General features: G+C 65.2%; 23 protein-coding genes and 2 pseudogenes. 14 read left to right on the top strand and 11 right to left on the bottom strand.

The genetic code is table 11. The features are described from left to right. Nucleotides 1–30: 30 nt before the first annotated feature. The 3 genes and pseudogenes from PO768_RS06870 to PO768_RS06865 form a co-directional block, all read right to left on the bottom strand. A pseudogene (locus PO768_RS06870) lies at nucleotides 31–573 on the bottom strand (DUF933 domain-containing protein); the annotation flags it as partial. After that, complete coding sequence (locus tag PO768_RS29265) at nucleotides 534–815, bottom strand: hypothetical protein (protein WP_442953193.1); 282 nt, start codon at nucleotides 813–815, stop codon at nucleotides 534–536. The gene PO768_RS29265 and the pseudogene PO768_RS06870, both read right to left, overlap by 40 nt. Beyond that, the gene (locus tag PO768_RS06865; RefSeq protein ID WP_272645470.1) at nucleotides 733–999 is read right to left on the bottom strand and encodes a hypothetical protein; all 267 of its coding nucleotides are present in this window, start codon (nucleotides 997–999) and stop codon (nucleotides 733–735) included. The genes PO768_RS29265 and PO768_RS06865 overlap by 83 nt, the downstream gene beginning before the upstream one ends. A gap of 74 nt (nucleotides 1,000–1,073) precedes the next feature. Here PO768_RS06865 and PO768_RS06860 point away from each other — a divergent pair, with 74 nt between their 5' ends. Beyond that, nucleotides 1,074–1,223: a hypothetical protein gene (locus PO768_RS06860; RefSeq protein ID WP_272645469.1), complete on the top strand. Its 150-nt coding sequence runs from the start codon at nucleotides 1,074–1,076 to the stop codon at nucleotides 1,221–1,223. Nucleotides 1,224–1,225: 2 nt separating this feature from the next. Here PO768_RS06860 and PO768_RS06855 read toward each other — a convergent pair whose 3' ends face one another. Beyond that, nucleotides 1,226–1,456: an MASE1 domain-containing protein gene (locus tag PO768_RS06855; protein ID WP_272645468.1), complete on the bottom strand. Its 231-nt coding sequence runs from the start codon at nucleotides 1,454–1,456 to the stop codon at nucleotides 1,226–1,228. A gap of 441 nt (nucleotides 1,457–1,897) precedes the next feature. Between PO768_RS06855 and PO768_RS06850 the strand changes: the two genes are divergently transcribed. The 4 genes and pseudogenes from PO768_RS06850 (at nucleotide 1,898) to PO768_RS06835 (ending at nucleotide 4,926) form a co-directional block, all read left to right on the top strand. Then, nucleotides 1,898–2,338, top strand: coding sequence for a DUF2141 domain-containing protein (locus PO768_RS06850; protein WP_272645467.1), 441 nt, complete (start codon nucleotides 1,898–1,900; stop codon nucleotides 2,336–2,338). A gap of 6 nt (nucleotides 2,339–2,344) precedes the next feature. Further along, entirely contained in the window at nucleotides 2,345–2,866 is a 522-nt protein-coding gene (locus tag PO768_RS06845) for a flavin reductase (RefSeq protein WP_272645466.1), read from the top strand. Between the two features lie 68 nt (nucleotides 2,867–2,934). After that, complete coding sequence (locus tag PO768_RS06840; RefSeq protein ID WP_272645465.1) at nucleotides 2,935–3,936, top strand: porin; 1,002 nt, start codon at nucleotides 2,935–2,937, stop codon at nucleotides 3,934–3,936. A gap of 162 nt (nucleotides 3,937–4,098) precedes the next feature. Continuing rightward, nucleotides 4,099–4,926, top strand: a pseudogene (locus tag PO768_RS06835) (IS5 family transposase). A 6-nt stretch (nucleotides 4,927–4,932) separates the two neighbouring features. Here the strand turns inward: PO768_RS06835 and PO768_RS06830 are convergent. Genes PO768_RS06830 through PO768_RS06810 form a run of 5 tightly spaced genes read right to left on the bottom strand, consistent with a single transcriptional unit; the run spans nucleotide 4,933 to nucleotide 9,732 of the window. Further along, nucleotides 4,933–5,244 carry a pentapeptide repeat-containing protein gene (locus tag PO768_RS06830; RefSeq protein ID WP_272645464.1) on the bottom strand — a complete coding sequence of 104 codons (312 nt, stop codon included), beginning with the start codon at nucleotides 5,242–5,244 and terminating at the stop codon, nucleotides 4,933–4,935. A gap of 25 nt (nucleotides 5,245–5,269) precedes the next feature. Further along, nucleotides 5,270–6,508, bottom strand: coding sequence for an ATP-grasp domain-containing protein (locus PO768_RS06825; RefSeq protein WP_272645463.1), 1,239 nt, complete (start codon nucleotides 6,506–6,508; stop codon nucleotides 5,270–5,272). Nucleotides 6,509–6,525: 17 nt separating this feature from the next. Next, entirely contained in the window at nucleotides 6,526–7,605 is a 1,080-nt protein-coding gene (locus tag PO768_RS06820; protein ID WP_272645462.1) for an LLM class flavin-dependent oxidoreductase, read from the bottom strand. Nucleotides 7,606–7,636: 31 nt separating this feature from the next. After that, complete coding sequence (locus PO768_RS06815; protein ID WP_272645461.1) at nucleotides 7,637–8,614, bottom strand: 3-oxoacyl-[acyl-carrier-protein] synthase III C-terminal domain-containing protein; 978 nt, start codon at nucleotides 8,612–8,614, stop codon at nucleotides 7,637–7,639. After that, a complete protein-coding gene (locus tag PO768_RS06810; RefSeq protein WP_272645460.1) occupies nucleotides 8,614–9,732 on the bottom strand; it encodes a 3-oxoacyl-[acyl-carrier-protein] synthase III C-terminal domain-containing protein in 1,119 nt (372 codons plus the stop codon). The genes PO768_RS06815 and PO768_RS06810 overlap by 1 nt, the downstream gene beginning before the upstream one ends. Nucleotides 9,733–9,946: 214 nt before the next feature. On the opposite strand from PO768_RS06810, the gene PO768_RS06805 reads away from it, so the two are divergent. The 9 genes from PO768_RS06805 (at nucleotide 9,947) to PO768_RS06765 (ending at nucleotide 20,684) form a co-directional block, all read left to right on the top strand. After that, entirely contained in the window at nucleotides 9,947–10,228 is a 282-nt protein-coding gene (locus tag PO768_RS06805) for an acyl carrier protein (RefSeq protein ID WP_272645459.1), read from the top strand. Between the two features lie 61 nt (nucleotides 10,229–10,289). Continuing rightward, on the top strand, nucleotides 10,290–11,354 hold the full coding sequence (locus PO768_RS06800; protein ID WP_272645458.1) for a 3-oxoacyl-[acyl-carrier-protein] synthase III C-terminal domain-containing protein: 1,065 nt from the start codon (nucleotides 10,290–10,292) through the stop codon (nucleotides 11,352–11,354). A gap of 2 nt (nucleotides 11,355–11,356) precedes the next feature. Beyond that, nucleotides 11,357–12,289, top strand: a complete 933-nt coding sequence (locus PO768_RS06795) for a 3-oxoacyl-ACP synthase (RefSeq protein WP_272645457.1) — start codon at nucleotides 11,357–11,359, stop codon at nucleotides 12,287–12,289. Next, nucleotides 12,205–13,740, top strand: coding sequence for an MATE family efflux transporter (locus tag PO768_RS06790; RefSeq protein WP_336297752.1), 1,536 nt, complete (start codon nucleotides 12,205–12,207; stop codon nucleotides 13,738–13,740). The genes PO768_RS06795 and PO768_RS06790 overlap by 85 nt, the downstream gene beginning before the upstream one ends. Then, entirely contained in the window at nucleotides 13,724–15,325 is a 1,602-nt protein-coding gene (locus PO768_RS06785; RefSeq protein ID WP_272645456.1) for an acyl-CoA ligase (AMP-forming), exosortase A system-associated, read from the top strand. Before PO768_RS06790 ends, PO768_RS06785 begins: the two co-directional genes overlap by 17 nt. Further along, entirely contained in the window at nucleotides 15,322–16,437 is a 1,116-nt protein-coding gene (locus PO768_RS06780; protein ID WP_272645455.1) for an acyl-CoA dehydrogenase family protein, read from the top strand. The genes PO768_RS06785 and PO768_RS06780 overlap by 4 nt, the downstream gene beginning before the upstream one ends. Before the next feature lie 7 nt (nucleotides 16,438–16,444). Further along, a complete protein-coding gene (locus tag PO768_RS06775; RefSeq protein WP_272645454.1) occupies nucleotides 16,445–18,220 on the top strand; it encodes a carbamoyltransferase family protein in 1,776 nt (591 codons plus the stop codon). Next, nucleotides 18,217–19,431, top strand: a complete 1,215-nt coding sequence (locus PO768_RS06770; RefSeq protein WP_272645453.1) for an acyl-CoA dehydrogenase family protein — start codon at nucleotides 18,217–18,219, stop codon at nucleotides 19,429–19,431. Before PO768_RS06775 ends, PO768_RS06770 begins: the two co-directional genes overlap by 4 nt. Then, nucleotides 19,428–20,684: a pyridoxal-dependent decarboxylase, exosortase A system-associated gene (locus PO768_RS06765; protein WP_442953192.1), complete on the top strand. Its 1,257-nt coding sequence runs from the start codon at nucleotides 19,428–19,430 to the stop codon at nucleotides 20,682–20,684. The genes PO768_RS06770 and PO768_RS06765 overlap by 4 nt, the downstream gene beginning before the upstream one ends. Nucleotides 20,685–20,766: 82 nt before the next feature. Here PO768_RS06765 and PO768_RS06760 read toward each other — a convergent pair whose 3' ends face one another. Together PO768_RS06760 and PO768_RS06755 are read right to left on the bottom strand one after the other, a co-directional pair. Further along, complete coding sequence (locus PO768_RS06760) at nucleotides 20,767–21,591, bottom strand: LuxR family transcriptional regulator (RefSeq protein ID WP_272645452.1); 825 nt, start codon at nucleotides 21,589–21,591, stop codon at nucleotides 20,767–20,769. A 333-nt stretch (nucleotides 21,592–21,924) separates the two neighbouring features. Next, nucleotides 21,925–21,993 (bottom strand): DUF933 domain-containing protein (locus PO768_RS06755; protein WP_272645500.1); only part of this gene is annotated, 69 nt, incomplete at its 5' end.

Here is a 21,993-nt window from a genome sequence, read left to right as displayed (position 1 = left end):
CCGGTGTGGCCGCAATGCCGCTTCTTTGGTTTAGACGTTGAACAGGAAGTTCAGCACATCGCCATCCTTGACGACGTACTCCTTGCCCTCGGCCCGCATCTTGCCGGCGTCCTTCGCACCCTGCTCGCCCTTGAACTGGATGAAGTCCTCGAAGGCAATCGTCTGGGCGCGGATATAGCCGCGTTCGAAGTCGGTGTGGATCACGCCGGCGGCCTGCGGGCCGGTGTCGCCCTTGTGGATGGTCCAGGCGCGCACTTCCTTGACGCCGGCCGTGAAATAGGTCTGCAGGCCCAGCAGGCTGAAACCGGCGCGTATCAGGCGGTTCAGGCCCGGCTCTTCCTGGCCCATCTCGGCCAGGAACATCGCACGGTCCTCGTCGCTCATCTCCGACAGCTCGGCCTCGGTCTTGGCGCAGATCGCCACCACCGGGCCGTTCTGCGCGGCCGCGTATTCCTTCAGGCGGTCCAGGAAGGGGTTGTTGTCAAAACCGTCCTCGGCCACATTGGCCACAAACATCGCCGGCTTGGCGGTGATCAGGCACAGCGGCTTGAGCAGCACCAGCTCTTCCTTGCTGAAATCGATGGTGCGCACCGGCTTGGCATCCTGCGAGAGCTGCAAGGCCGCTGCGGCGGCCGCCCGGCCGCTGGCGATCGCCTGCTCGAGCGCAGATTGATGCCTAGGGCAGCCGCATTGCGCGGCAGCGGTTCGACGAGCCGGATCGCAAGCATCTCCTCATCGACCGGCGGACGCCGTTCGCCGGGGCGCTGGCGGTCGCGCACCGCGAACCCGGTCAGGCCGTCGCCACGCGCGGCCACCTCGAAGGCTGGCAAGCGCGCGATCGACACGCTGCGCGATGCCGAGCGCGAGCAGCGGGCTGTCGGTGCGCAGGTAGGCTGCGACCGCGCGCTCGAACGCGGCGCGATCGAGCTGTGGCGACACGACCAGCAGGCCGCAGCTCGCCTCGAGCGCCATCAGCGGCTCGCGCAGCAGCGTCTCCACGCGATGGGCGGCATTGTCGGCGTCGCGCTCGAAGTTGTTGCCCGCGCTGGCGGTCCCATTCGGTCACTGCAACGATGCCGAGCACGATCACGAAGGTCGTCAGCAGCATCGGCAACCCGACGCTTAGGCGGCGCGGCGCCCAGGCCTTGCGCGGCCGGCCGATCAGTGTGAGCGTGATCGGCGCGGCGATCAGTATGCTCATGGTGTCGCCGACCCACCAGTAGGATCAGTTCGCGGCAACGCGCGCGGCATCGACGGCATCGCTCAGATAGAGCACGAGGCTGCCGACCGTAGGACTGATGACGCAGGCGAACCCGGCGCCGAGCGCAAGAAAGCGCGCGAGATCGCGTGGTTCCGACAGCAGCAGCGGCTGGCCGACCCCGCGCTTGACGGCCCAGGCGCCGAAGAGCGCCTGCAGCATCGCGCCGGCCCCGATCAGCGCCGGCGCCTTGCTCATGGCTCAGCAGCACATTGACCGCAAATGCGCCGAGTGCGATCGCCGGGGCATGGCCCGGACCGAAGCGCAGCAGCGCAGCCAGCGCGAGGCCGGCGAAGGTCGCGGTCCACCAGAGGAGCTTGCGGTTGGTGCGCATCGCGGGGAAGTCGGGGCAGGGCTCGTGCCAGTCGATGACGAAGGCCCCCGATGTTCTCGGCGCTCGGCGCCGGGCCGCAAGGCGGGCATGTCCGCCTGTTGCATATCGCCATCGATGCGCCATCAATGGCGGCCGACTGCGGTCGGCCGCCGGGGCGAGTCGCTCCGAGCGAGTCTGCGGAGAGTCAAGGTCGATTCACCTCACATTTTTTAGAGTACGTTTGGCCAGGTCGGATGAATAGACTGGCGCAACGATGTACAGGCGATTCCATAGCCCATGCCGCAGGGATCAATCAGGAGATCTTCATGCATTACGAGCTTCCAGTTCGGCGGCTGTCCATGCTGCTGCTCCTGGCGCTGGGAACCAGCGTCGGAGCTGCCGAGGACGAATCCTTCAAGGTCGAGGTGGAGATCAGCCACGTGCGTTCTGCAAAAGGCCACCTCGTGGTCGAGTTGTGCACCGCCGAGCAATTTTTGAAGCCGTGCTTGCGCGTGGCAAAGATCGAGGCGCGGGCGGGTGTGGTTCACGCGACCTTTGAGAAGGTGCCTAACGGCAACTGGGCCATGCAGGCATTCCATGATGAGGATGACCAGGGCGCGCTGCAGTTCAACGACCAAGGCATCCCCATTCAAGGCCTGGCCTACAGCAACAACGTCGTGGCCTATAACGCTCCGCCCGAGTTCAAGGCCGCCAGATTCGGGGTCCACGGGGGCAACGTGCGCGTCAGCGGCCGGATGCACTACTGAGTCGCCATGAATCCGATTGACGAATTGATCACCGCTTCGGAATTCCGGGAGGCCATGGCCCAGCTTCCCTCTGCGGTAAGCGTGGTGACCAGCGATGGGCGCGCAGGGCGATGCGGGATCACCGCTTCGTCGGTCTGCTCCGTGACCGATGATCCTCCGACCGTGCTGGTCTGTATCAATCGCAGCAGCAGAAGCACTGCAATCATTAAGGCCAACGGTGTCGTTGCAATCAATCTGCTGAACAGTGCACAACACCGGATCGCGCAGAGCTTTTCGAGCCGCACTGACAGGTCGATCGAGGAGCGGTTCTCCGATCCCGCATGGCAGACCGGTGCATCAGGGGCGCCATGTCTGGCGCAGGCGCTGATGTCGATCCAGGGGGCCGTCGCTCAAGTCCACGAGGTCGGCACGCACAGCGTGTTCATCGTCAATGTGCAGCACGCCGTTGTCGACGGGCGTCATTCCCCGACCCTCTATTTTCGCCGCGCCTACGCCGAGCTGGTTGCCAGCGAGATTGGGCCTGCATAGCGCGCAGGCCGGCGCTCGCTAGGCTCGTCCGGCTCGCGGCTCCGCTTCCATCATCAAATCCAGATTCCATGAAACGTCTCCGAAAAACGCTAAGACTGTTCATCGCCATGCTGATGACGACTGGCATCTCGATGGCTCATGCGCAAACCCAAGTCACCGTCTACGGTCGCCTGGATGCCTCGATCGAGCAAGTGTCTGTATCGTTGCGGACGGGCCCGACCCGGCACTACCGACTGCTCTCCAGCGATGGATCACGGCTGGGCTTTCGCGCTACCGAAAATCTGGGGCAGGGCTGGCGCGCGCTCGTCAGCCTGGAGCAAGGCTTCGCCTTGGATCGAGGTCACATCACCGAAGGTGGCACCGCCTGGGGGCGCCAGGCCACTGTAGGGATTTCGGGGCCATGGGGGGCGGTGCATCTGGGGCGGAACTACCTCCCGATGGACGACGACACCTGGTATTTCGATGCATTCAACTACGCGGGACTGGGCGTGGCATGGATGTTTCTGCCCTACGAGAGTCGAGCCAACAACTCCGTCAAGTACATCAGCCCGAAGCATGAGGGCTTCGTCGGCGAGGCTATGGTCGCCGCTGGCGAGGGGCAGGTTGCCTCCAAGCAGCTCGGCTTCAGTGCGCTGTACAAGCAGCCCGCCTTTGACGTGAAGGCTGCCTACACCCTGACGAAGGGCGTCGTCGGCAACAACGATAGGCGCGAGTACCTGCTCGCGGCGGACCTCAAGTTCGGCGGACCGCGTCTGATGACCATCGTCTATCAGGGGCGCGAGGATGGTGTCGCTGACGACACGCGTTCCTACGTGCTAGGCGGCACCTGGCCGGTGGGTGCTGCGGAGCTGCGCCTGAGCTTCGCGAGCTTGAGTCAGGGCGACGAAAGGAGCAGGCGCTGGGCACTGGGCTACTGGTACAACTTTAGCCGGCGCACGGCACTGTATGCAGCGATTGCGCGCCAGACCAACAGCCAGTGGATGGGCCTGCCCTTGAATCCATCCTTCGTGATACCGCCGTTGGGTGCCACATTGAAGGGTACCCAACTGGGCATTCGGCATAGCTTCTGATCGCGCGTGAATGGCCGGATCTGCATCAAGTCCGGCCCGGCGCGTACTGCGGCCCGTGCATCTACCGCGTCGCGGAGTCGAAGATGGTCGTCCGGGCGAGCCGACCGGACGCGTACGGCTCCGGAGAGCTTAGAGCGGCCGACAAAACCCTATCATTGCAAACTGCCATCGTGCGTTGGCCGATGCGAGAGAAGAAGTAGAGAAATCAGCGCCGCGCTGTGGCAGAAGGTCAAGCCATTGCCGCCGAAGGTCAAGCCGTTACACAAAAGCGGACCTCCTCGGTTGGACGATGAGCTTCCGCTCAATGGCATCCTGTTCGTGCTTCGCACCGGTATCCCTCAGGAAGACCTGCCCCAGGAACTGGGCCTTGGTAGCGGCATGACTTGCTGGCGCCGGCTTTGGGACTGGCAGACCGGCAGCATATGGCATCGCCTGCACATGGTCTTGCTGGAGCAATTTCGAGGCGCAGGCCAACTTGACCTGAGCAGCGTCAGTCTGGACGGAGCCATCGTGTTCAACCCCCGGCGTGCTCGTACACCGGCCCCAGCTCGACAGACCGCGGCAAGCCCGGCAGCGAGCGCCACCTCGCCACGGACCGCCAAGGAATCCCGCTGATGTTCTGCGTCACCGGGGCCAACCTGCATGACTCGGTGGTCTTCGAGCAAATGATGGATGCCTTGCCGACCGTTGCGGGGCTGCGCGGCAGACCCCGTCCTCTCCCCAACAAACTGCATGCAGACAAGTGCTATGACTTCGCGCGCTGTCATGCGCATCTCAGTCTGCTCGGCATCAAGGACCGGATCGCACGCAAGGGCATCGAGCGCAACGACCGACTGGGCCGTCGTCGCTAGGTCGTTGAACGCGCCCATGCCTGACTGGTCGCCTGCGGCAGGCTGCGTGTGTGCTTCGAGCGCCACATCGACTCATCTCGCCTTCTTGTCTCTGGCTTGCTGCGTCATTTGCTTGCGCACATTGATGCAGTTTTGTTAGCCGTTCTTAGGCATTCCGGCTCGATTCATAGTTCGCCAGCAACTTATCGACGGGGATTCCGTTGATGGAACTTCCTTCGAACTGGCAGCCCTTGAACTGAACCTTGCTGAAGTTCACGTTCTCGAAAACGCTCCCTTCGACAGTCGCTTCGCTCATGGCAAGTTCGTCCATGCGCACCGCCGTGAAGCTGCAGGCCGACATCTTGACGTCGTTGAATCGAGCGCGGTCCAGGTTGCAGCGCGAGAACTCGCTGTTCGAGAGGTTCGAGTCGCAGCCGTGCACGTGGTGCTCGCAGTTGTGAAGTGGGATCAGGCTCATGGCGTTCTCCGTTGATGGCAATGGTTCACAGCGGCGCCACCATGAGCGCTGCGTCAAACTGTTGTTGCAGGCTCTCCGTCTTGCGCGCGAAGTCCGCGTGGTCGTCGCATTCGATGACAAAGCGCCCCGTGAAATCGGTGCAGTGCGCGCTCGGTGCGAGAAACTGGCCCGTCTGTACGTTGATCAGCTTCTGTCGAATCCAGTCCTGCACGAACTCCGCGGCACTGGGAACCTGTCTGACAAAGCCGGTGGCAATGCTTCGCATGCCCACGAGGCCCATCACGCCGGGTCGGGAGTGCAGTCCGGCCAGCAACCGGGTCTTGTCCGCCCCGCATTCCAGTTGGATGGCTGCGCGCGCGATATGGATGCCGTACTGGGCTTCGATCATCTGGACGATGCCTCCGCCGCCCGGCCGTATTGCCACTTCACAGAAGACGATCTCTTCGCCGGGTGTCACAAAGACTTCCATATGCGTGACCGCGCGCTCGATGCCGAGCGCCTCGATGACCTGCCGCGAGAACTCGCGCAGGCGGTCCAGCAGCACACCTTCGGTCAGGCTGGCCGTCACGAAGGGGGTGCCGCGCGCGTAGTCGATATTGCCCATGCCGGGGATGTAGGGCGCTACAGCGGTGAAGAGCACTTCGCCGTCCAGCACGATCGAGTTGGTGTGGTAAAGCACGCCGTCGATGTATTCCTCGGCTTCGAAGTCGCCCTCGACCTGCGCCTGCGTCCACGCTGCCGCGAGTTCGTCGGGATTGCTGACGAAATGCACCCCCCGGGATCCGTAGCCGCTGCGCGGCTTGACGACCAGGCGTCCGTGCTGGCGCAGGAGCGCAAGCGCATCTGCCTGGCTCTCGCCGCCGGTGTAGTGCGGGACGCGCAGACCGGCCGCCTGCACGATCCGCTTCATCTCGACCTTGTCGCGAAACCTTAATGCCAGCTCCGGCTGGACGCCCGGAATTCCGAGCTTGGAACGTACCGACGCGGCCAATTCCACGCAGCGTTCATCGATCGTGACGACGCCGTCGAACGGTGCTGCCTCGTGGACCGCGTGGAGCTGATCCAGCAGCGGCTCGTTACGGCTCAGGTCTCCGAAGTGTGTGGGCAGGACGCTGACGCCGGACCGATCGCCCAGCTTCTTAGCGGCACCCGGTTCGATGGCGGCAACGATCTCCGCGTCGATTGTCTCTAATACGCAGGCGCCGCTCAAATCGAAAAGCGCATGCGTGTCGCCGGTCGCAATCAGCAAGATCCTCTTGTTCATGGGAAGTCCTTTCGTGATCAGCCGAAGTGCGGCATGACTTCTTCAGCGAATGTCCGCAAGCCCCGCTGGACGACATCACCCGGTATGGTGGCCAGCTGAACGATCAGGATCAGCTCGTCCACGCCGGCGGCTTTGAACATGCCGACCTTGTCCCGGGCGATGGCGGGGTCGCCGATGATGGACAGCCCGTGACTGTTGCCTGCCACGAAGCGCGAGTTCTTCGCGATTGCATGCGCCATCGGCGACAGCGGATCGCGATCGATCTCGAGCGCACCCAGAGGTGGCCGCTTGTCGGTGAAGTAGTATTTGGCAAAGCTGTCGCGGAAGAACCGCGCACCGCGGAAGCCATGGCGGCAAGCCTCATCGTCGTCCGGCAGCACGCAGGTGTTCACCGTCACGCAGAAGTGTTCATTCTTAGCGTAGTTCTTGGGGGCAGGGGCGGCCCGATGCACGCTGCGATACAGGTCCACCTTCTGCTTGAGGTCCTCGAAGCTGGCCATGCTGAAATTCAGCGCGCCGAGACCCAGCTCCGCCACCCGCTGAAGGCTACGGGGGTTCGCCGTCGGCCCGAACATCGGGGGCAGCGGCTTCTGCACGGGCTTCGGAACGATATGGACCGGCGGGATCTTGTACGTGTCGCTGGACCACTCGAAGACCTCGTTCCGCCACATGGCCGGCACCATCTCGAGAGCCTCTTCCCATTGGCCGTGCAGATCCTCTTCGGGAATTCCGAAGGTCTTGGCTTCGACTACGCTGCTGCTCTTGCCCGATCCCCAGTTGACGCGTCCACCTGACAGGATGTCGAGAGTCGCCACCCGTTCGGCAATGCGCATCGGATGATTGAATCTATGGGGCGTGAGGGTCACGCCGTGGCCCAGGCGGATGCGCTCGGTGCGCGCGGCGACGAAGGACAGGAAGATTTCAGGGGCTGAGGAATGCGCGTACTCGTACAGGCCATGATGCTCGACGGCCCAAACGCAATGAAATCCGAGCTGGTCGGCCAGCACCGCCTGTTCAAGCGCTTCGTGAAACGTCCGTGCCTCCGTGCCGGGCTCATCGTTGGACATCTGCATTTCATAGAACAGAGAAAATTTCATGCCAGCCTCGTGAGTGGATTGTTGGGTGGTGTCAAGCGCGCAGCACCGCACAGCCGTAGGAGCGGCCGAAGGCGATGGCGCCGATCAGATAGTGGTCGCCCGCATTCAAACGACCCTGGCGCAGGCAGTCGTGCAGGTTGATCAGCGCATCGCAGCCGTAGATATGACCGCTGCGGCCGATGTTGTCGCTGAAGAGGCACTCCTCGCCCAGTCCGAACTGCCGCCCGAAACGTCGCCAAAAGTGCAGGTTCCCGTTGTGCGGAAGGACGGCGCGCAATTGCGAGGCTTGCAGCCCGGCGCGCTCCAATGTCCTGCTGGCCAAGGTCTGCATGGTTCGGGCCGAACTGAGGCTGTACTGCTGAGCCGACGCTGCGTCGGCCGGCGTGTCCATGTGCTGGAAATAGCGCCCTTGGGTGTGCACACCCGCCGCTAGCAGCTGCTTGTGCGGACAGTCGCGCTCCAGCAGGGCCACCACGGCGCCATCGCCTTCCATGGCGATGGCGTCGGTATTGCGATAGCGCTCCTGATGCACGATGTCGGCGCCCACCACCAGCACTCGGCGCAGTGTCGGGTCGCCGGCCATCAGGGCGGGTAGGAGGCGCAGTATCGTCAGGAAGGACACGCAGCGTTGCTGAGCGATGGAAAAACCCTGCGCGCGCGACATGCCATGGCGGCGGCGCAGCAATTGCACCAGCGTGTCCGGCGCAACCGGCACGCTCTCATGCAGCGAATGGAAATTGATCACCAGATCAATGGAGGCCGGCTGCACGTCGTTCTCGGCAAAGAACTTGTCACAAGCCCGTTCCACAAGCGAAGTGATCGATGCGCCTGCGTCGCGCGAGAAGGTCCCAAGCTCATAGTGGCGCATCTGGCCGACGAACGCCGCGTCTTTTCCGGCGGGCTCTGCCCATTCCCGATAGGCGTCATGCAGGTCACCCAGCAGATACGTGCTTGCGGCTATGCCCAGCTTGACGGCTTGGCTCATGGTGGGTTGTTGCAGCATCTTCATTACCTCGGTTTCGCCTCGCCGCCGGCGCGCCAACGCAGCAGCGCGCTGCCGACATATCCGCCTATCCCGATCGACCACGCCAGCAGCCACATGTCGCGCCGCACCGGCGCCGGCCCTCGCAGCAACGCCTCAAGGCTGACAAGCAAGTCGGCGCTGGCGAGATTCCCGAGGGAAGCCAGGTCGTGCTCGCAGATGCGCGTCGCCGGGATGCCCAGCCCCTCGTGAACGGCCTGCATCATGCGACGCTGCAGGCGTTGCGGCACCACCGCCCCCAGATCCGTGCCGCTCATCCCGTTGCGTGATAGCAGCGCCTTGATGCTCTCGACGGCCGCCTCGACGTACTGTGCCTCGAGCGAAGCCAATTGCGCCGGATCGAGCTGGCTCAATGGCTCGTGATCGACATGCTGGACCAGCACGTCGTGCAGGGTCAGCGACGAGCCGGGGCCTGCGCGGCGCAGCCAAGCCGCACCGGCCGCATCGCCGAGCAATGTGATGTCGCCGAGCCGGCGTGGCGCCGGCAGCATGCACTTGTCGGCGGCCACCAGAACCAGCTCTTGCGCCTCGCCAGCCTGCACCAGTCGCAGCGCCAGTTCCAGCGCGCGGAACGTTGACACGACATCGTTCTGCGAAATCGCCAAGGGCAGCGCTTCTTCGTCGCCGAGAAGGTGCTGGAGCCTGAAGGCCGGGTTCAGGTTACTGTTCTGCTCCGGCTGCACATGGGCGTACAGCAGGAAATCCGGCTTCGGTGTCTCACCCGATGCCAAGCAGGCATCGAGCAATGATTGCAGGGCTCGCGCCGCCATGTCCGATGCCGACATCGTGGCGTCACAAATGCACGTGCTGCGCAGTTTTGTTGCCGCGACAAACGCCTTGGCATTGGCCAGGTCGGGAAACGGCAACTCGGGAGCTTCGGCTCCGACTCCAAATCGCTGCATGTCTCCGTCCGCGTACGGCAATTGCTCCGCCGGCATGCCCAGGTGCCAGCGCACATCGCATTGCGCCAAGGTCATGGCCCAGTTCCTGTCTTCAAACTTTTGGCCCGCCAGGCCATGTTCGATGTCGACGGCCTTGGGCACGAAGCACGCGAGCCGCGCGATTTCAAGGGCTGTGCTTGTCATGCGATTCCCCAGATGTGGTCGGCCGGCAGTGTGTAGTACGGACGGCGCCGCAACAACTCCCATTCCTATGGGGGCGAAAGAGGCGACGACCCATCAAATTTGTGGGGTGGCAAGCCGCGATAGCAATGCAATGATCTCGCTCGCTCGAACGCGCCACGGTCATTCGGTCTGCGGCGAACCCCCCCCCACCCACTGCTGACGTTAGGAGGACGATGTGACTGTTCTGAACAAGGTTGATCTGGACCAGGCCAAGATCGAAGCCGATCTGAAGAACCTCGTGATTCGCGTGCTGCGCATCGAGATAGCACCTGCGGCGATCCAGCACGACACGAGCCCCTTCGATCTCGGTGCCGATTCGATGTCCGTCGTCGATCTCTTCCTGGCCATGGAGGACCAGTTCGGCATCAAGCTGAACGACGACGAACTGAGTCCAGCGGTCTTGACCAACTTCGGAACCATGCTCGGCTTTGTGATCAAGAAGCTCGAGTCGGCTTGAAGCAAAGAATGGTCGGGATGCCGATGGTGAGTATCTCCCGCTGTCACGAAAGGTTCCCATCATGACGCTGCGCATTGTTGCCACGTCGGCCTATGTGCCGGCGACGAGGCTGGGGTTGAATGAACTGCTGGACCCTCGCACGCTGCGCTCTCCGGTGCCGGAATGGGAGGCTACCTGCGAGCTGACCAAGCACATCTTCGCCATGCACGGCTACGACGCCGACGCGGTCTGCGATGCGGTGGCGACGGTGAGTGCCGTCGAGCTGCGCGGGCGGGCCGGTCTCGGCCAGGTGGCCGTCGAGCGCGAGCTGCGCATGCCCGAGATGTGCGTGACGGCGATGAGGCGGCTGCTCGAAGCCGCGCCGGCTGCGTCGCCGCAGGCCATCGTCCTGTGCCAGACCTCGCTGGACAACGATCACAACACCAATGTGTCGTCGGTCCTGCGCCTGCAGTGCGAACTCGGCCTGAATACCGGGGCCTTCGCCATCGGATCGCAGGATGCGGTATCGCCCTTCATCGCGCTGGGCCTGCTGCGCGACATGTTCAAGACCGACCCCGGCCTGCAGCGCGCGATGCTGTGCTCGGTCGAGCGCTGGCGCGAGCCGTACCCGCGCGTGATCGGTGCGCTGACCCTGCTCGGCGACGGGGCGGCAGCGTGGCTGCTCGAACCAGGTGACGGTCCGGGCTGGCATGTGCTCGACGTACGCAGCAGCACGCAGGCGCTTCCGGGCTTCGCGGAGCCCTGGTGCTACCTGCTTGGCCAGGCGAGCGTGCCCGACTTCGCGGCGCCCGTGGCGGATCTAATCCTGTCCATGCTGGCCGAGCGGCGCATGCAGGGTAGCGATCTGAAATGGACGCTGCCGCCCCATTTCAATCGCTCGGTGCTCGCGCGCGTGGAGGCGCTGTGCGGCATGCGCGGCGAGCGGCGCGGACCGTCGGATTTCGGCGAGCACGGCTATCTGTGCACCGTCGAGCCGCTGCTGCGTCTGCACGAGCTGCGGCAATCACCGCAACTCCGCGACGGAGACCTGGCGCTGGCCTGGGTCTGCGGCTTCGAGGGCGCCTGCGCGGCGGCCCTCTTCCAGTATCGCGACGTCGTCGCCACTCCTTCAACGCAGACGCATTGATCATGGCCCAAACAGAACCCGTGCTCGGAATCCGTTCCGCGGCCTACCACCTGCCGCCCCGTTCGTTCGACATCGGCGAATGGGCGCAGCGCCACGGCCTGGCCCGGGATCGGGTCGAGGCCCTGCGTGTCAACGGGGTGGGCCGCTATCACGACAGCTGCGACAGGCCCACGCGCGAGATGGCGCTGGACGCCGCAGCTGCAGCCTTCGGGAAGGCAGAGCTCGACGCGGCCGAGGTCGACGTCCTGATGTTCGCGCACACGGCCGTCGAGAGCGTCGTGCCGCCGCCCGCAAGTCTCACGAGCTTCCTGCAGTCCCGTCTCGGGATGAGCAAGGCGCGGTGCTTCTCCGTGGCGCAGCAGAACTGTGTCTCGCCGATCGTGGCCGTGCGACTGGCCGAGACCATGATGCGTGCGGACGCCTCGGTGCGCCATGTGCTCGTGGTGGCCTCGGATCAGATCCGCAGCGGGATCGATCATCTGCGGGTCATCGAGCTCGGTGGCATGCACAGCGACGGAGCCTGCGCTATGGTGCTGACGCGCGACTGGGAGCGCAACCGCGTCCTGGCGACGACGAACAGCACCGAGGCGCGCTACTACCTCGGCAGCCTCGAGGCGATGGAGTTCATCGAGGGCTACTACCTGTCGACCGCCGCGACGCTGCGTCGCGCCGTGCACGACGCCGGCCTGGAGATGAGTGACATCGGCGCGATTCTGCCGCATCACGTTGGCCTGACCGCGTGGCAGAAGGTGATGCGGTTCCTGCGCCTGCCGCCCGAGCGGCTCCACACCGACGGGTTCGCGAGCAAGGGCCATGTTTTCGGCTGCGACGCCATCATCGATTTCTCCGAATGGAAGGGCGGGGAAGATCGTCCGCTGGTGCTTTACTCGAACGGCCTGTGCGGGTGCTATGGCGCCATGGTGGTGGCGCCATGAGCGCGGAGCGGCGGCCCCCCTTCGGCGACGCGGCCGGCGTCATGACCGCCTCCGCCGTCCCGTCGCTCTGGCAGCGCTGGGACGGCGCCGAGGCCGGTGCGCTGACGCGCTTCGCCTTCACCATCGTTCTCGGCCAGCTGAGCCAGGTCGGGATGGCGGTGCTCAGCACGGTGATGATGGCGGAACTCGGCGGCACCGCGCTGGCTGCGGGCGGGCTGATCGGCAGCGTCCTGCTCTTCCTGAACCTGAGCCATTTCGGCGTGCTGCAGGGGATGATGCCGATGTTCAGCTCTGCGGTGAGCGCGCAGCAGCACGGGCTGGCCAGCAGCGTGCTGCGGGCCATGTTCGCGATCACGGTGCTGCTCGGCGTGCCGATGACGCTGCTGCTTCTGGCGCTACCCTGGCTGCTCCAGCTCGTGCCGTTGGCGCCGGGCGTGGCCGCAGCTGCCGAGCCTTATACGCTGTCGCTGCTGGTGGGCCTGCTGCCCGGCCTGCTGCTGACGGTGGCCAGGTCCACAGTCTATGCGGTGCAGCGTACCGCCTCGGCGGTGTGGATCGGGCTGCTGGGACTCTTGGTCAACTTGCTCGGCAACTTGGTTCTGATCAACGGCTGGTGGGGCATGCCCAAGCTGGGGTTGGCCGGCATCGGCTGGAGCATGAGTCTCAGCAACATCGTCATGCTTGTTGCCCAGCTCGCGGTGCTGCGAATGGGCAGCCTCACGAGTACCTACTTCCGCGCCGGAGGCGCGGGGCGCTGGTTTGATCGCGCGCTGTGGCGGCAGCTGCTGGGCACCGGCCTGCCCAATGGCGCGGTGCTCTTCATCGAGACCTTGTTGTTGAGCTCTTCCTACTGGCTGATGGGCTGGGTCAGCGTCACGGCGCTCGCGGCGCACACTGTGGTGATGCAGTGGCTGCAGGTCCTGCTGATCCTGCCGCTGGGCCTGTCGCAGGCAGCGATGGTCCGGCTGGCCGTGACGATAGGCAAGGGCGACCGCGACGCCGCTCTGAGCGTCTGCAATACCAGTCGGCAGCTGACCCTGGTGGTCGCCCTGGTCAGCGGCGCCGCGCTGCTCGTCTGGCCGCAGCCTGCGGTCGAGCTGATGCTCGATGCCAAGGCCCTGCCCATCGTCGAGGCTGCCGTCGGGTTCGTCCTGCTATGCGCCCTGACGCAGGGCCTGCGCGCCTGGGTCGTGGTGCTGGCCGCCATGTTGCGCGCCTGCCGAGAGGTGTCCGTGCTGTCGGCCGTGGCGTTCGGCTACTGGGGTGTCGGGTTCGGCTGCTGCTGGGGCCTGGCGATCGGACTCGGCTGGGGCGGGAAGGGCATCTGGGTGGGCTTGGCTGCCGGATTCGCGGTGGCGGCAGTGGCCTTGCACCGCCGCATGCAGTTGACGCAGGAATTCATTGATGAAGTCATCCACAAGGTACTGCAAGACCATGCGAAACATCACTGACATTGTTCGACTTTCTGCGCTCCGCGCACCCGCTGACCTGGCCCTCGTGGCTGGGGCGGAGCGCCTCAGCTACCTGGAGCTCTGGTGCCTGGTGACGGGTGCGTCGCAGGCGTTCGTCGACCTGGGCGTGGAGCCGGGTGATCGCGTGGCCGTCTGGTTGGACAAGCGCGTCGAGACGGTCGTTGCCATGCTCGCCGCGGCGCATATGGGCGCCGTGTTCGTCCCCTTGAATCCGCAGCTCAAGCCTGACCAGGCCTGCCACATCCTGAAGGACAGCGAGGCCAGTCTGCTGGTCACCACCAACCTGCGGGCTGCGCAGTTAGGTGAGCTATTGAAGCAGCAGCACAGCCTGCTGACGGTGATGCTGGTGGATAACAACCCCGCAGCGCGGCCCGACCTGGGACAGACCGTGGTGGGGTGGTTGGAGCTGATGGCGCGGGCCCTGCGAACCGAGGATGTTCCGGCCGTAATCCTGGACGACGATATTGCAGCGATCCTGTACACGTCCGGCTCCACGGGCCGTCCCAAGGGGGTGGTGCTGTCGCATCGCAATTTGATCGAGGGCGCGCGCAGCGTCGTCGAGTATCTGGGTAACGGTCCGCACGATCGCATTCTTAGCGTGCTGCCCCTGAGCTTCGATGCGGGGCTCAGCCAGGTGACCACCGCCTTTTTCAGCGGCGCCAGGGTCGTGCTGCACAACTACCTGCTGGCCAAGGACGTGGTGAGCGTATGCGAGAGCGAGGGGATCACCGGCATCACCGGCGTACCCGCGCTGTGGCACCAGCTCGCCGGCGCAGACTGGCCGCATGGCGTGGGCGCGCCGCTTCGCTACTTCGCCAATACCGGCGGGCATATGCCACGGGGGCTCCTGCAGCGCCTGCGCGAGGCCTTCCCGGCGGCGCGGCCCTTCCTGATGTACGGGCTGACCGAAGCATTCCGCTCAACCTACCTGGATCCTTCCGAGCTCGACCGGCGTCCCGAATCGATCGGCAAGGCGATCCCGAACGCTCGGATCCTGGTGCTGCGTCCCGACGGCACCGAATGCGGCCCGGACGAGGTCGGCGAGCTCGTCCATCTGGGCGCCCATGTCGCGCAGGGCTACTGGAAACGGCAGGATCTGACCGAGCACCGCTTTCGCCCTTTCCACGATCCGGCGGCCCCGGGCTTGCGGCCGCGCACGGCAGTCTGGTCGGGCGATCTGGTGCGCCGTGACGCCGAGGGTTTCCTGTACTTCGTCGAGCGCGGGGACAGCATGATCAAGACCTCGGGATACCGCGTCAGTCCCACCGAGATCGAAGAGGTCGTGCTTGCCTCCGAGGGTGTCCTGGAGGCGGTGGCCGTCGGCGAAGCACATCCCGAGTTGGGTCAGCAGATCGTGGTCTACGTGGTCGGGCAGGAGGGCTGCAAGTTGCCAACCGTGCTTGAGCATTGCCGTAGAAAGCTGCCCCAGTACATGGTGCCGGCCCGCTTCATCGCAATGAAGTCGCTTCCGCTGAACGGGAACGGCAAGTACGACCGCAACCTTCTGGCGGCGCAACTCCGCCCCGAGGCTGCCAGCAAGACCATCGACGGAGATCGACCATGAGCAAGACCATTCAGGACTGCATTGCCGAAAGTTTCAGCCTTCGCTACAGCGACATCCAGAGCAGTGTGCGCGACACGGCGCAGCGCTTCGGCCAGCGCCTGAGCCGCAGGCTGGCTGCCTGCGGGGTCGGCAGTCGCCGCGAGGAGCGCGAGCGCATCCTGCTCGATGGCGCGCAGCTTGGCCTGGAGCACTTCGCGCTGCGTTCCCGCGCGTGCGGTGACGAGGGCGCGGGCGATGAAACGGCGGATCCGCTGATGCTCGCGTTGGTCAGCGAGGAACTCGGCGCGGCTGATCTCGAGTCCGCCGTGGACCTGCTGCTGCCTGTCTGCGCGGCTTGGCTCGCCGATGCGGCCGGCCCGAGCTTTCTCGACGACGAGGAGCGGGGGCGGCTGCTCTCCGGCCAGCTGAGCGTTGCCCTGGCGGCTGGCGATTCGCACGGCGGCGCCTGCCTGTTCGGACGGTCCGACGCCGTGCTGGCGGTGGGGCCTGCCGTGACGGCCGGGGGCCTCGCGCTTGCATGCCTGACGGGCGACATGCTGGCGCGGTCGCGCCAGGACCTGGAGGAGGCGGGCTTCGAACGGCTGGGATTCCGGTTGCTCAACGCCCAGGCCATGGCGGGCGCCGCGAACTATCGCGCCGACGTGGCCGCGCTGGACGCCGCGCGATCCAGCGTCGGTCTGGCGCTCGGCGGCGCGCTGGTGGGGGCGATGCGTGCGGCGACCGAGTTTGCGCTTGGCTACGCGGAGGAGCGTCAGAGCTTCGGCCGGCCCATCATCCAGCATCAGTTGGTGGCGGCCCGCCTGGCGGACATCCTGATCCAGTTCGAGTCGAGCAAGCTGTTGCTGTGGCAGGCGGCCAGCCGGCCGGACAGAGTCGGCTTGCCGATGCTCGCAGCCCAGCTGCGCGACGCTTCGCAGCATGTGTTTCGCGATGCCTTGCAGATCGGCGGCGCGCACGGCTACGTGGACGGGTTGCCGACCGCGAAATGGTTGCAGAACGGTGCGGCTATCAGCGCCTGGCTGTGCGAGTTCGTCGGCCCCTACGGCCTGTATCCGGCGCAGCTGAGCCAGCTCGCGCAGCAGCCAGGCCAGGACCTGGTCAGTCAAGAGTGAGAGCAATATGAATGTCATCGGCATCAGCGGGCTGACGCACGCTGTCCCATTCCAGCGTCGTGCGCAGCCCGGACTCGACGAGCGCGAGTACCGCCTGACACAGGGGCACGATTCCGCCGCCGTGCTGGTGCGCGACGGGGAGGTCGTGGCCGCCGCCGCGCAAGAGCGCTTCTGCGGGGTCACCCACACGGGCGAGTTCCCGGCGGATGCGATCCGCTACTGCCTGAAGGAGGGCGGCATCGACATCCACGACGTCGACGAGGTGGTCCACGGCTTCGACTACACGCGCCTGGAGCAGTTGCTGAGCATTGGCGAGCATGGGGCGCAGTTCTACCGGGAAGTGCTCTCGCGCGATGCGCAGCTGGATGCGGTGAAGAAAGCGTTCCCTGGATTCGACTCCAGGCGGTTCGTGCAGATGGATCATCACCTCTCCCATGCCGCGAGCGTCTACTACACCTCGGGCTGGTCCGACTGTCTGGTGATGGTCATTGACGCGCAGGGCGAGGCCGTGAGCGCCTCGGCCTACGAGGGGCGCGATGGCCGGCTGCGCGAACTGGGTCATGTCTCGGCCAGCGACTCGGTCGGCATTCTCTATTCGCTGGTGACGTTTCACCTGGGCTTCGACTTCAACGCCGACGAATACAAGATCATGGGCTTGGCGCCCTATGGCGATCCTGAACGCTTCAAGGGATTCTTCGAACGCGAGCTGCGGCTGCTCGACGACGGCGGCATCGACATCCCGATGCTGAAGCTGAACAAGACGCCCGAGGAACGCATGCGGTACCTGGGCTCGCGCGCCTATCTGGCCGAGCACCTGCTGCCCGCGCGTCTGCCTGCGGGAGAGGTCGGGCAGGTCCACTCCGACGTGGCGGCGGCTCTGCAGCAGCGGCTCGAGCAGGCCGTTTTCCACCTGTGCCGCTATTACCAGGCGTTGACCGGCCACCGACGCCTGGCCTATGCGGGCGGCGTGGCACTCAACTGCAGTGCCAGCGGTGCCCTGCGCCGCAGCGGCCTGTTCGACGAGGTTCATGTCGGACCCGCTTCGGGCGACGACGGCTGCGCTATGGGCGCGGCCCTGCACCGCGCGTCGCTGTGCCGGCCGCTGGCGGTACGCCGGCTGTCCACCCCTTATCGGGGTCCGTCGAGCAGCGCGCAGGACATCGAGAACGCGCTGGCGCAGTTCGGTGATCGCATCGAGGTGCAACGGTTCGACTCGCTGGCGCAGACCTGTGCCGCGGCCAGCGCCTGCATCGCTGCGGGCGAGGTGATCAGCTGGTTCCGTGGCCGCATGGAGTTCGGCGCGCGCGCATTGGGCAATCGCAGCATCCTGGCCGATCCGCGCCACCCGGACATGCGCGAACGTATCAACCGCGCAGTTAAGAAGCGCGAGGCATTCCGCCCCTTCGCCCCGGCGGTGCTGCGCGAGGAGGCCGCGACATGGTTCGAGCTGGAGCCGCAGGCCGAGCTCCCGTACATGACGATGGTGGCCCGCGTGCGCGAGCCCTGGCGCGCGCATTTCCCAGCCATCACCCATGTCGACGGGACGGCGCGAGTCCAGACCGTCGAGGGCTCGGGCAATGCGGCCTTCCATGCCCTGCTGCTGGCCGTGCGCGAGCGCACCGGCTGCGGCATGGTGCTCAACACCAGCTTCAATGTGAAGGGGCAGCCCATCGTCCCCACCGCCAGCGAAGCCATCGCAACTTTCCTGAATACCGGCATCGACGCCCTGTTCATCGAGGACTTCCTCGTGACGCGCGGGCGCGCGGAAGGAACCCAAGCATGATCCAACTCGATATTGACCGGCTCGGCGACTTCGCCCGGGCCCAGCAGGCTTCGCTCGGTTGCGACTTCAACGCGCTGATCGCGGCGATCGAACGGCACTCTCCCCATACCGACCGCACCGGGGAGATTCCGGATGCCTTCTGGGACGAGGTCGACGTGCGTGGGCTGAACATGATGCTCGTGCCGCGTCAGTTCAATCCGGAAGGCCATCTGCCTTCGGCTGTGGAGCGCGTGTCGCTTTACGAGGAGGTCGGTCGCGCCGATCCCGGGTATGCGATCGCGCTGCCTGGTCCGGGTCTGTCGATGCCACCGCTCAGCGCACTCGGCTCGCAGGAGCAGCAGGCGCGCTTCTTCTCGATCTATCGATCGGACCTGCCGCGCTGGGGCGCCTTCGCGATCACCGAGCCCCATGCCGGATCGGATGCCACGGCCTTACGGACCACGGCGCGCCGCTGCGCCGGAGGCTATGTGCTCAATGGCAGCAAGTGCTTCATCACGAACGGGGCGCGTGCCGACCAGGTGGTGGTGTTCGCGACGCTGGACACTTCGCGCGGCCGGTTCGGGATCCGGGCGTTCGTGGTGGATCGAGACACCCCCGGCTTCGAGGTCGTGCGTACGGAGCGGATGCTTGGATTGCGGGCGAGCCAGTTGGCCGTGCTGTCCTTCCAGGATTGCGAGGTCGGCGAAGACAGGCTTTTGTGGGGGCCGCATGTCGGTCGGCATCTCGATGCCTTCTCTGGCGCGCAGGGCGCCTGGGATTTCATGCGTCCGATGCTGACCAGCGTGATCGTAGGAACCTGCCGTCGCATCCGCGATGCGCTGGCGGAGCTGCTGAGCGAGGGTGGGGCGAGCCGGCGCCTGAGCGGCCGCGATGTGGAGACGATCCTGCTCGAAATGGATCGGAAGATCTACGGCGCCCGCCTGCTGGGCCTGAAGGCGGCCTGGAAGTTCGACCACGGCATTCCGATGTCGAAGGACGCCTCCATGGCCAAGGCCTACGCGTCGCGGGTGGCCATGGAACTGGCCGAACAGGCCCTGCGCATCGCGGGCGTGCAGGCGCTGCGCCCCGGGTCCAGGCTCGAACGCGCCTATCGGGACGCGAAAGCCTTCGACATCCTGGAAGGGACCGGAGACATGCAGAGGCAGATGGTCAGCAGCATGCATCGCCGTGACCGTGCGGACTTCGCGGCTCTGATCAACACGACATCATGACTGACACCCGACACAACATGACGCTGGGTCATGCCGGCGCGCCGCTCTCATGGCCCGTTCACGCGAATGCCTTGCAGGTTGGCGGCATGACGCTGCCCGAACTGGCCGCGCGCGTCGGACGCACACCGTTCTACGTCTACGACCGCGCGCTGCTGGCGCAGCGGATCGCGGCGCTGCGGGCCGCATTGCCGACGAGCGTCGAGCTGCACTATGCGGTGAAGGCCAATCCGATGCCGGCGCTGGTCGGCTGGATGTCCGGGCAGGTCGACGGCTTCGACGTGGCTTCCGGCGGCGAACTGCAACTGGTGCTGGACACCGGCATGCCGGTCCGGGACATCAGCTTCGCCGGCCCGGGAAAGACGGAGGCCGAGCTGGAACAGGCGCTGATGGCCGGGGTGCTGGTCAATGTTGAGTCGATGCGCGAGATCCGACTGCTCGGCGAGCTGTCCCGGCGCTATGGTCGCGCGGCGCGCGTGGCGGTGCGCGTGAACCCGGACTTCGAGCTGCGCTCGTCCGGGATGCGCATGGGCGGCGGTGCAAAGCCCTTCGGCATCGATGCCGAAGCGGTACCGCAGGCGCTGCATGAGATCCGGTCCCGAGAGCTCGATTTCGAAGGGTTTCACATTTTCTGGGGCTCGCAGAATCTGGATGCTGCGGCTGTCTGCGAGGCGCAGACCAAGGCCTTCGCGTTGGCGGTGCGTCTGAGTGAACACGCCCCGTGTGCGCCGCGCGTGCTCAACCTGGGCGGCGGCTTCGGCATCCCGTACTTCCCGAACGACCGCCCGCTCGATCTCGCGGCGGTCGGCGCGCACCTGCATGAGCTCGCGGCGACGGCGGCGGGCGAACTTCCGTCGGCGCGACTGGTGATCGAGCTGGGGCGCTATCTCGTCGGCGAAGCCGGCCTCTACGTGTGCCGTGTCCTCGATCGCAAGGTCTCGCGCGGCGAGGTCTTCCTCGTGACCGATGGCGGGATGCACCATCATCTGGCCGCCAGCGGCAATTTCGGGCAAGTTCTACGCAAGAACTATCCCGTGCTGATCGGCAACCGCGTGCAAGGGGAGCAGGGTGGGACGGAGGTGGTCTCGGTCGTAGGCCCGCTCTGTACGCCGCTTGACTTGCTGGGTGACCGCATGGCCCTGCCGGTGGCGCAGGACGGGGATCTGGTGGTGGTCGCCCAGTCGGGGGCCTATGGCCTGTCTGCAAGTCCGACTGGCTTCCTTGGGCACCCGGGGCCGGCCGAAGTACTGGTTTGAGCGGGGCCGAGCCGCAGGTCCCGAGCGGCCCGGCCCGCAGCCCGACGAAGCCTCGCAACCAGAGCCTGCTCAACAACGGGCCCTAGCCCATCGAACCAAACTGTTCCAGCAAAGGAGCGGCGGCCGAATTAGAGAAGAAGAAATCCGGGTCGGTGGCAAGCCAGTGACTCGACCGGACAGCGGCTTGTAGCCGGTTGACGGCGTCCGTCTTGCGCATGATGTTCTTCAGATGGAACACCACCGTGGATTCGCAGATCTCGAGTATCTGGGCTACCTCGCCGGCGGTCTTGCCGGCACAGATCCAGTGTAGGCACTCGGTCTCGCGGGCGGAGAGGCCCTCCTTGCGCGGCTCACGTCCCTGCTCCACGATCAAGCGATAGACAGCATCCTGCAAGTAGGAGCCCAGCAGCTTGGCGGTGGCCATGTCGGTCCAGCTCCGTCTGCCCGCACCCGTGGTGTCGGCGTAGTTCAGGCTGAGCAGTCCCCAGGCCCCACCCACGCCGCGCAATGGCACGCTCACACCGTTGAGCAGGCCGAACTGCCTGACCTGTTCCGTGAACGGTAGAAACTGATCCAGACCTACTGCGGCGGGGCAGCGCAAGTCCCGCCAGTCGATCGGCGTGGAGCGCAGTCTGCAGTGGTGCAATACGGGGTCCACGTGGAAGTACTTATGTCTAAGGTAGATCTCCGACCAGTCTTCCGGATAGTTTGTCAGCGTGAACTTGCTGTACCTCCCCGTCATGGTCGGCATCACCATGGTAAGGAGGAACTTGTCGAATCCAAGGCCTTTGCAGACCCTGCCGAGCGTCGCCTTCAACTCGGCGACGTTACCGACGGAATCCAGTTCGTTGAAGACTTCCGCCAACGCCTGAGTGCTGGCGAATGGTCTTTCGTCGATGTGATACATCTGCTCCCCTCCATCCCATGCCACACGCATTTATTGCTGCGGTTGTCCTGGTCATCGATGGTCTGTGGGGCGCTCTTCGTCAGCCGTCAGTCATCGTTCTGGCCACCCTTCAGGTGGTGGCATTTGCCAGTTCAATAGCGCGTGCGAGTCTATGAAAAGGATCTGAGGCATCAAGCTGTCAGAGCTTACAGTTCCATCACCCTGAAGATGGGCGGTGCGAGCTTGGGTGGCCGGCCCCGTCTCGACGAGCCCGTCGGTGCGGTCCATGCATCATGGTACGCAGCATTTCCCGGCGCACCGCGTGGTTCATTCAGCGGCACGCCTCGATTGCCGTCAGACGTTGAACAGGAAGTTCAGCACATCGCCATCCTTGACGACGTACTCCTTGCCCTCGGCCCGCAT

Origin of the sequence: Paucibacter sp. XJ19-41 (genome assembly GCF_028462495.1) — a bacterium.
Classification (GTDB): domain Bacteria; phylum Pseudomonadota; class Gammaproteobacteria; order Burkholderiales; family Burkholderiaceae_C; genus Roseateles_E.
This window is presented reverse-complemented; position numbering and strand designations above follow the sequence as displayed.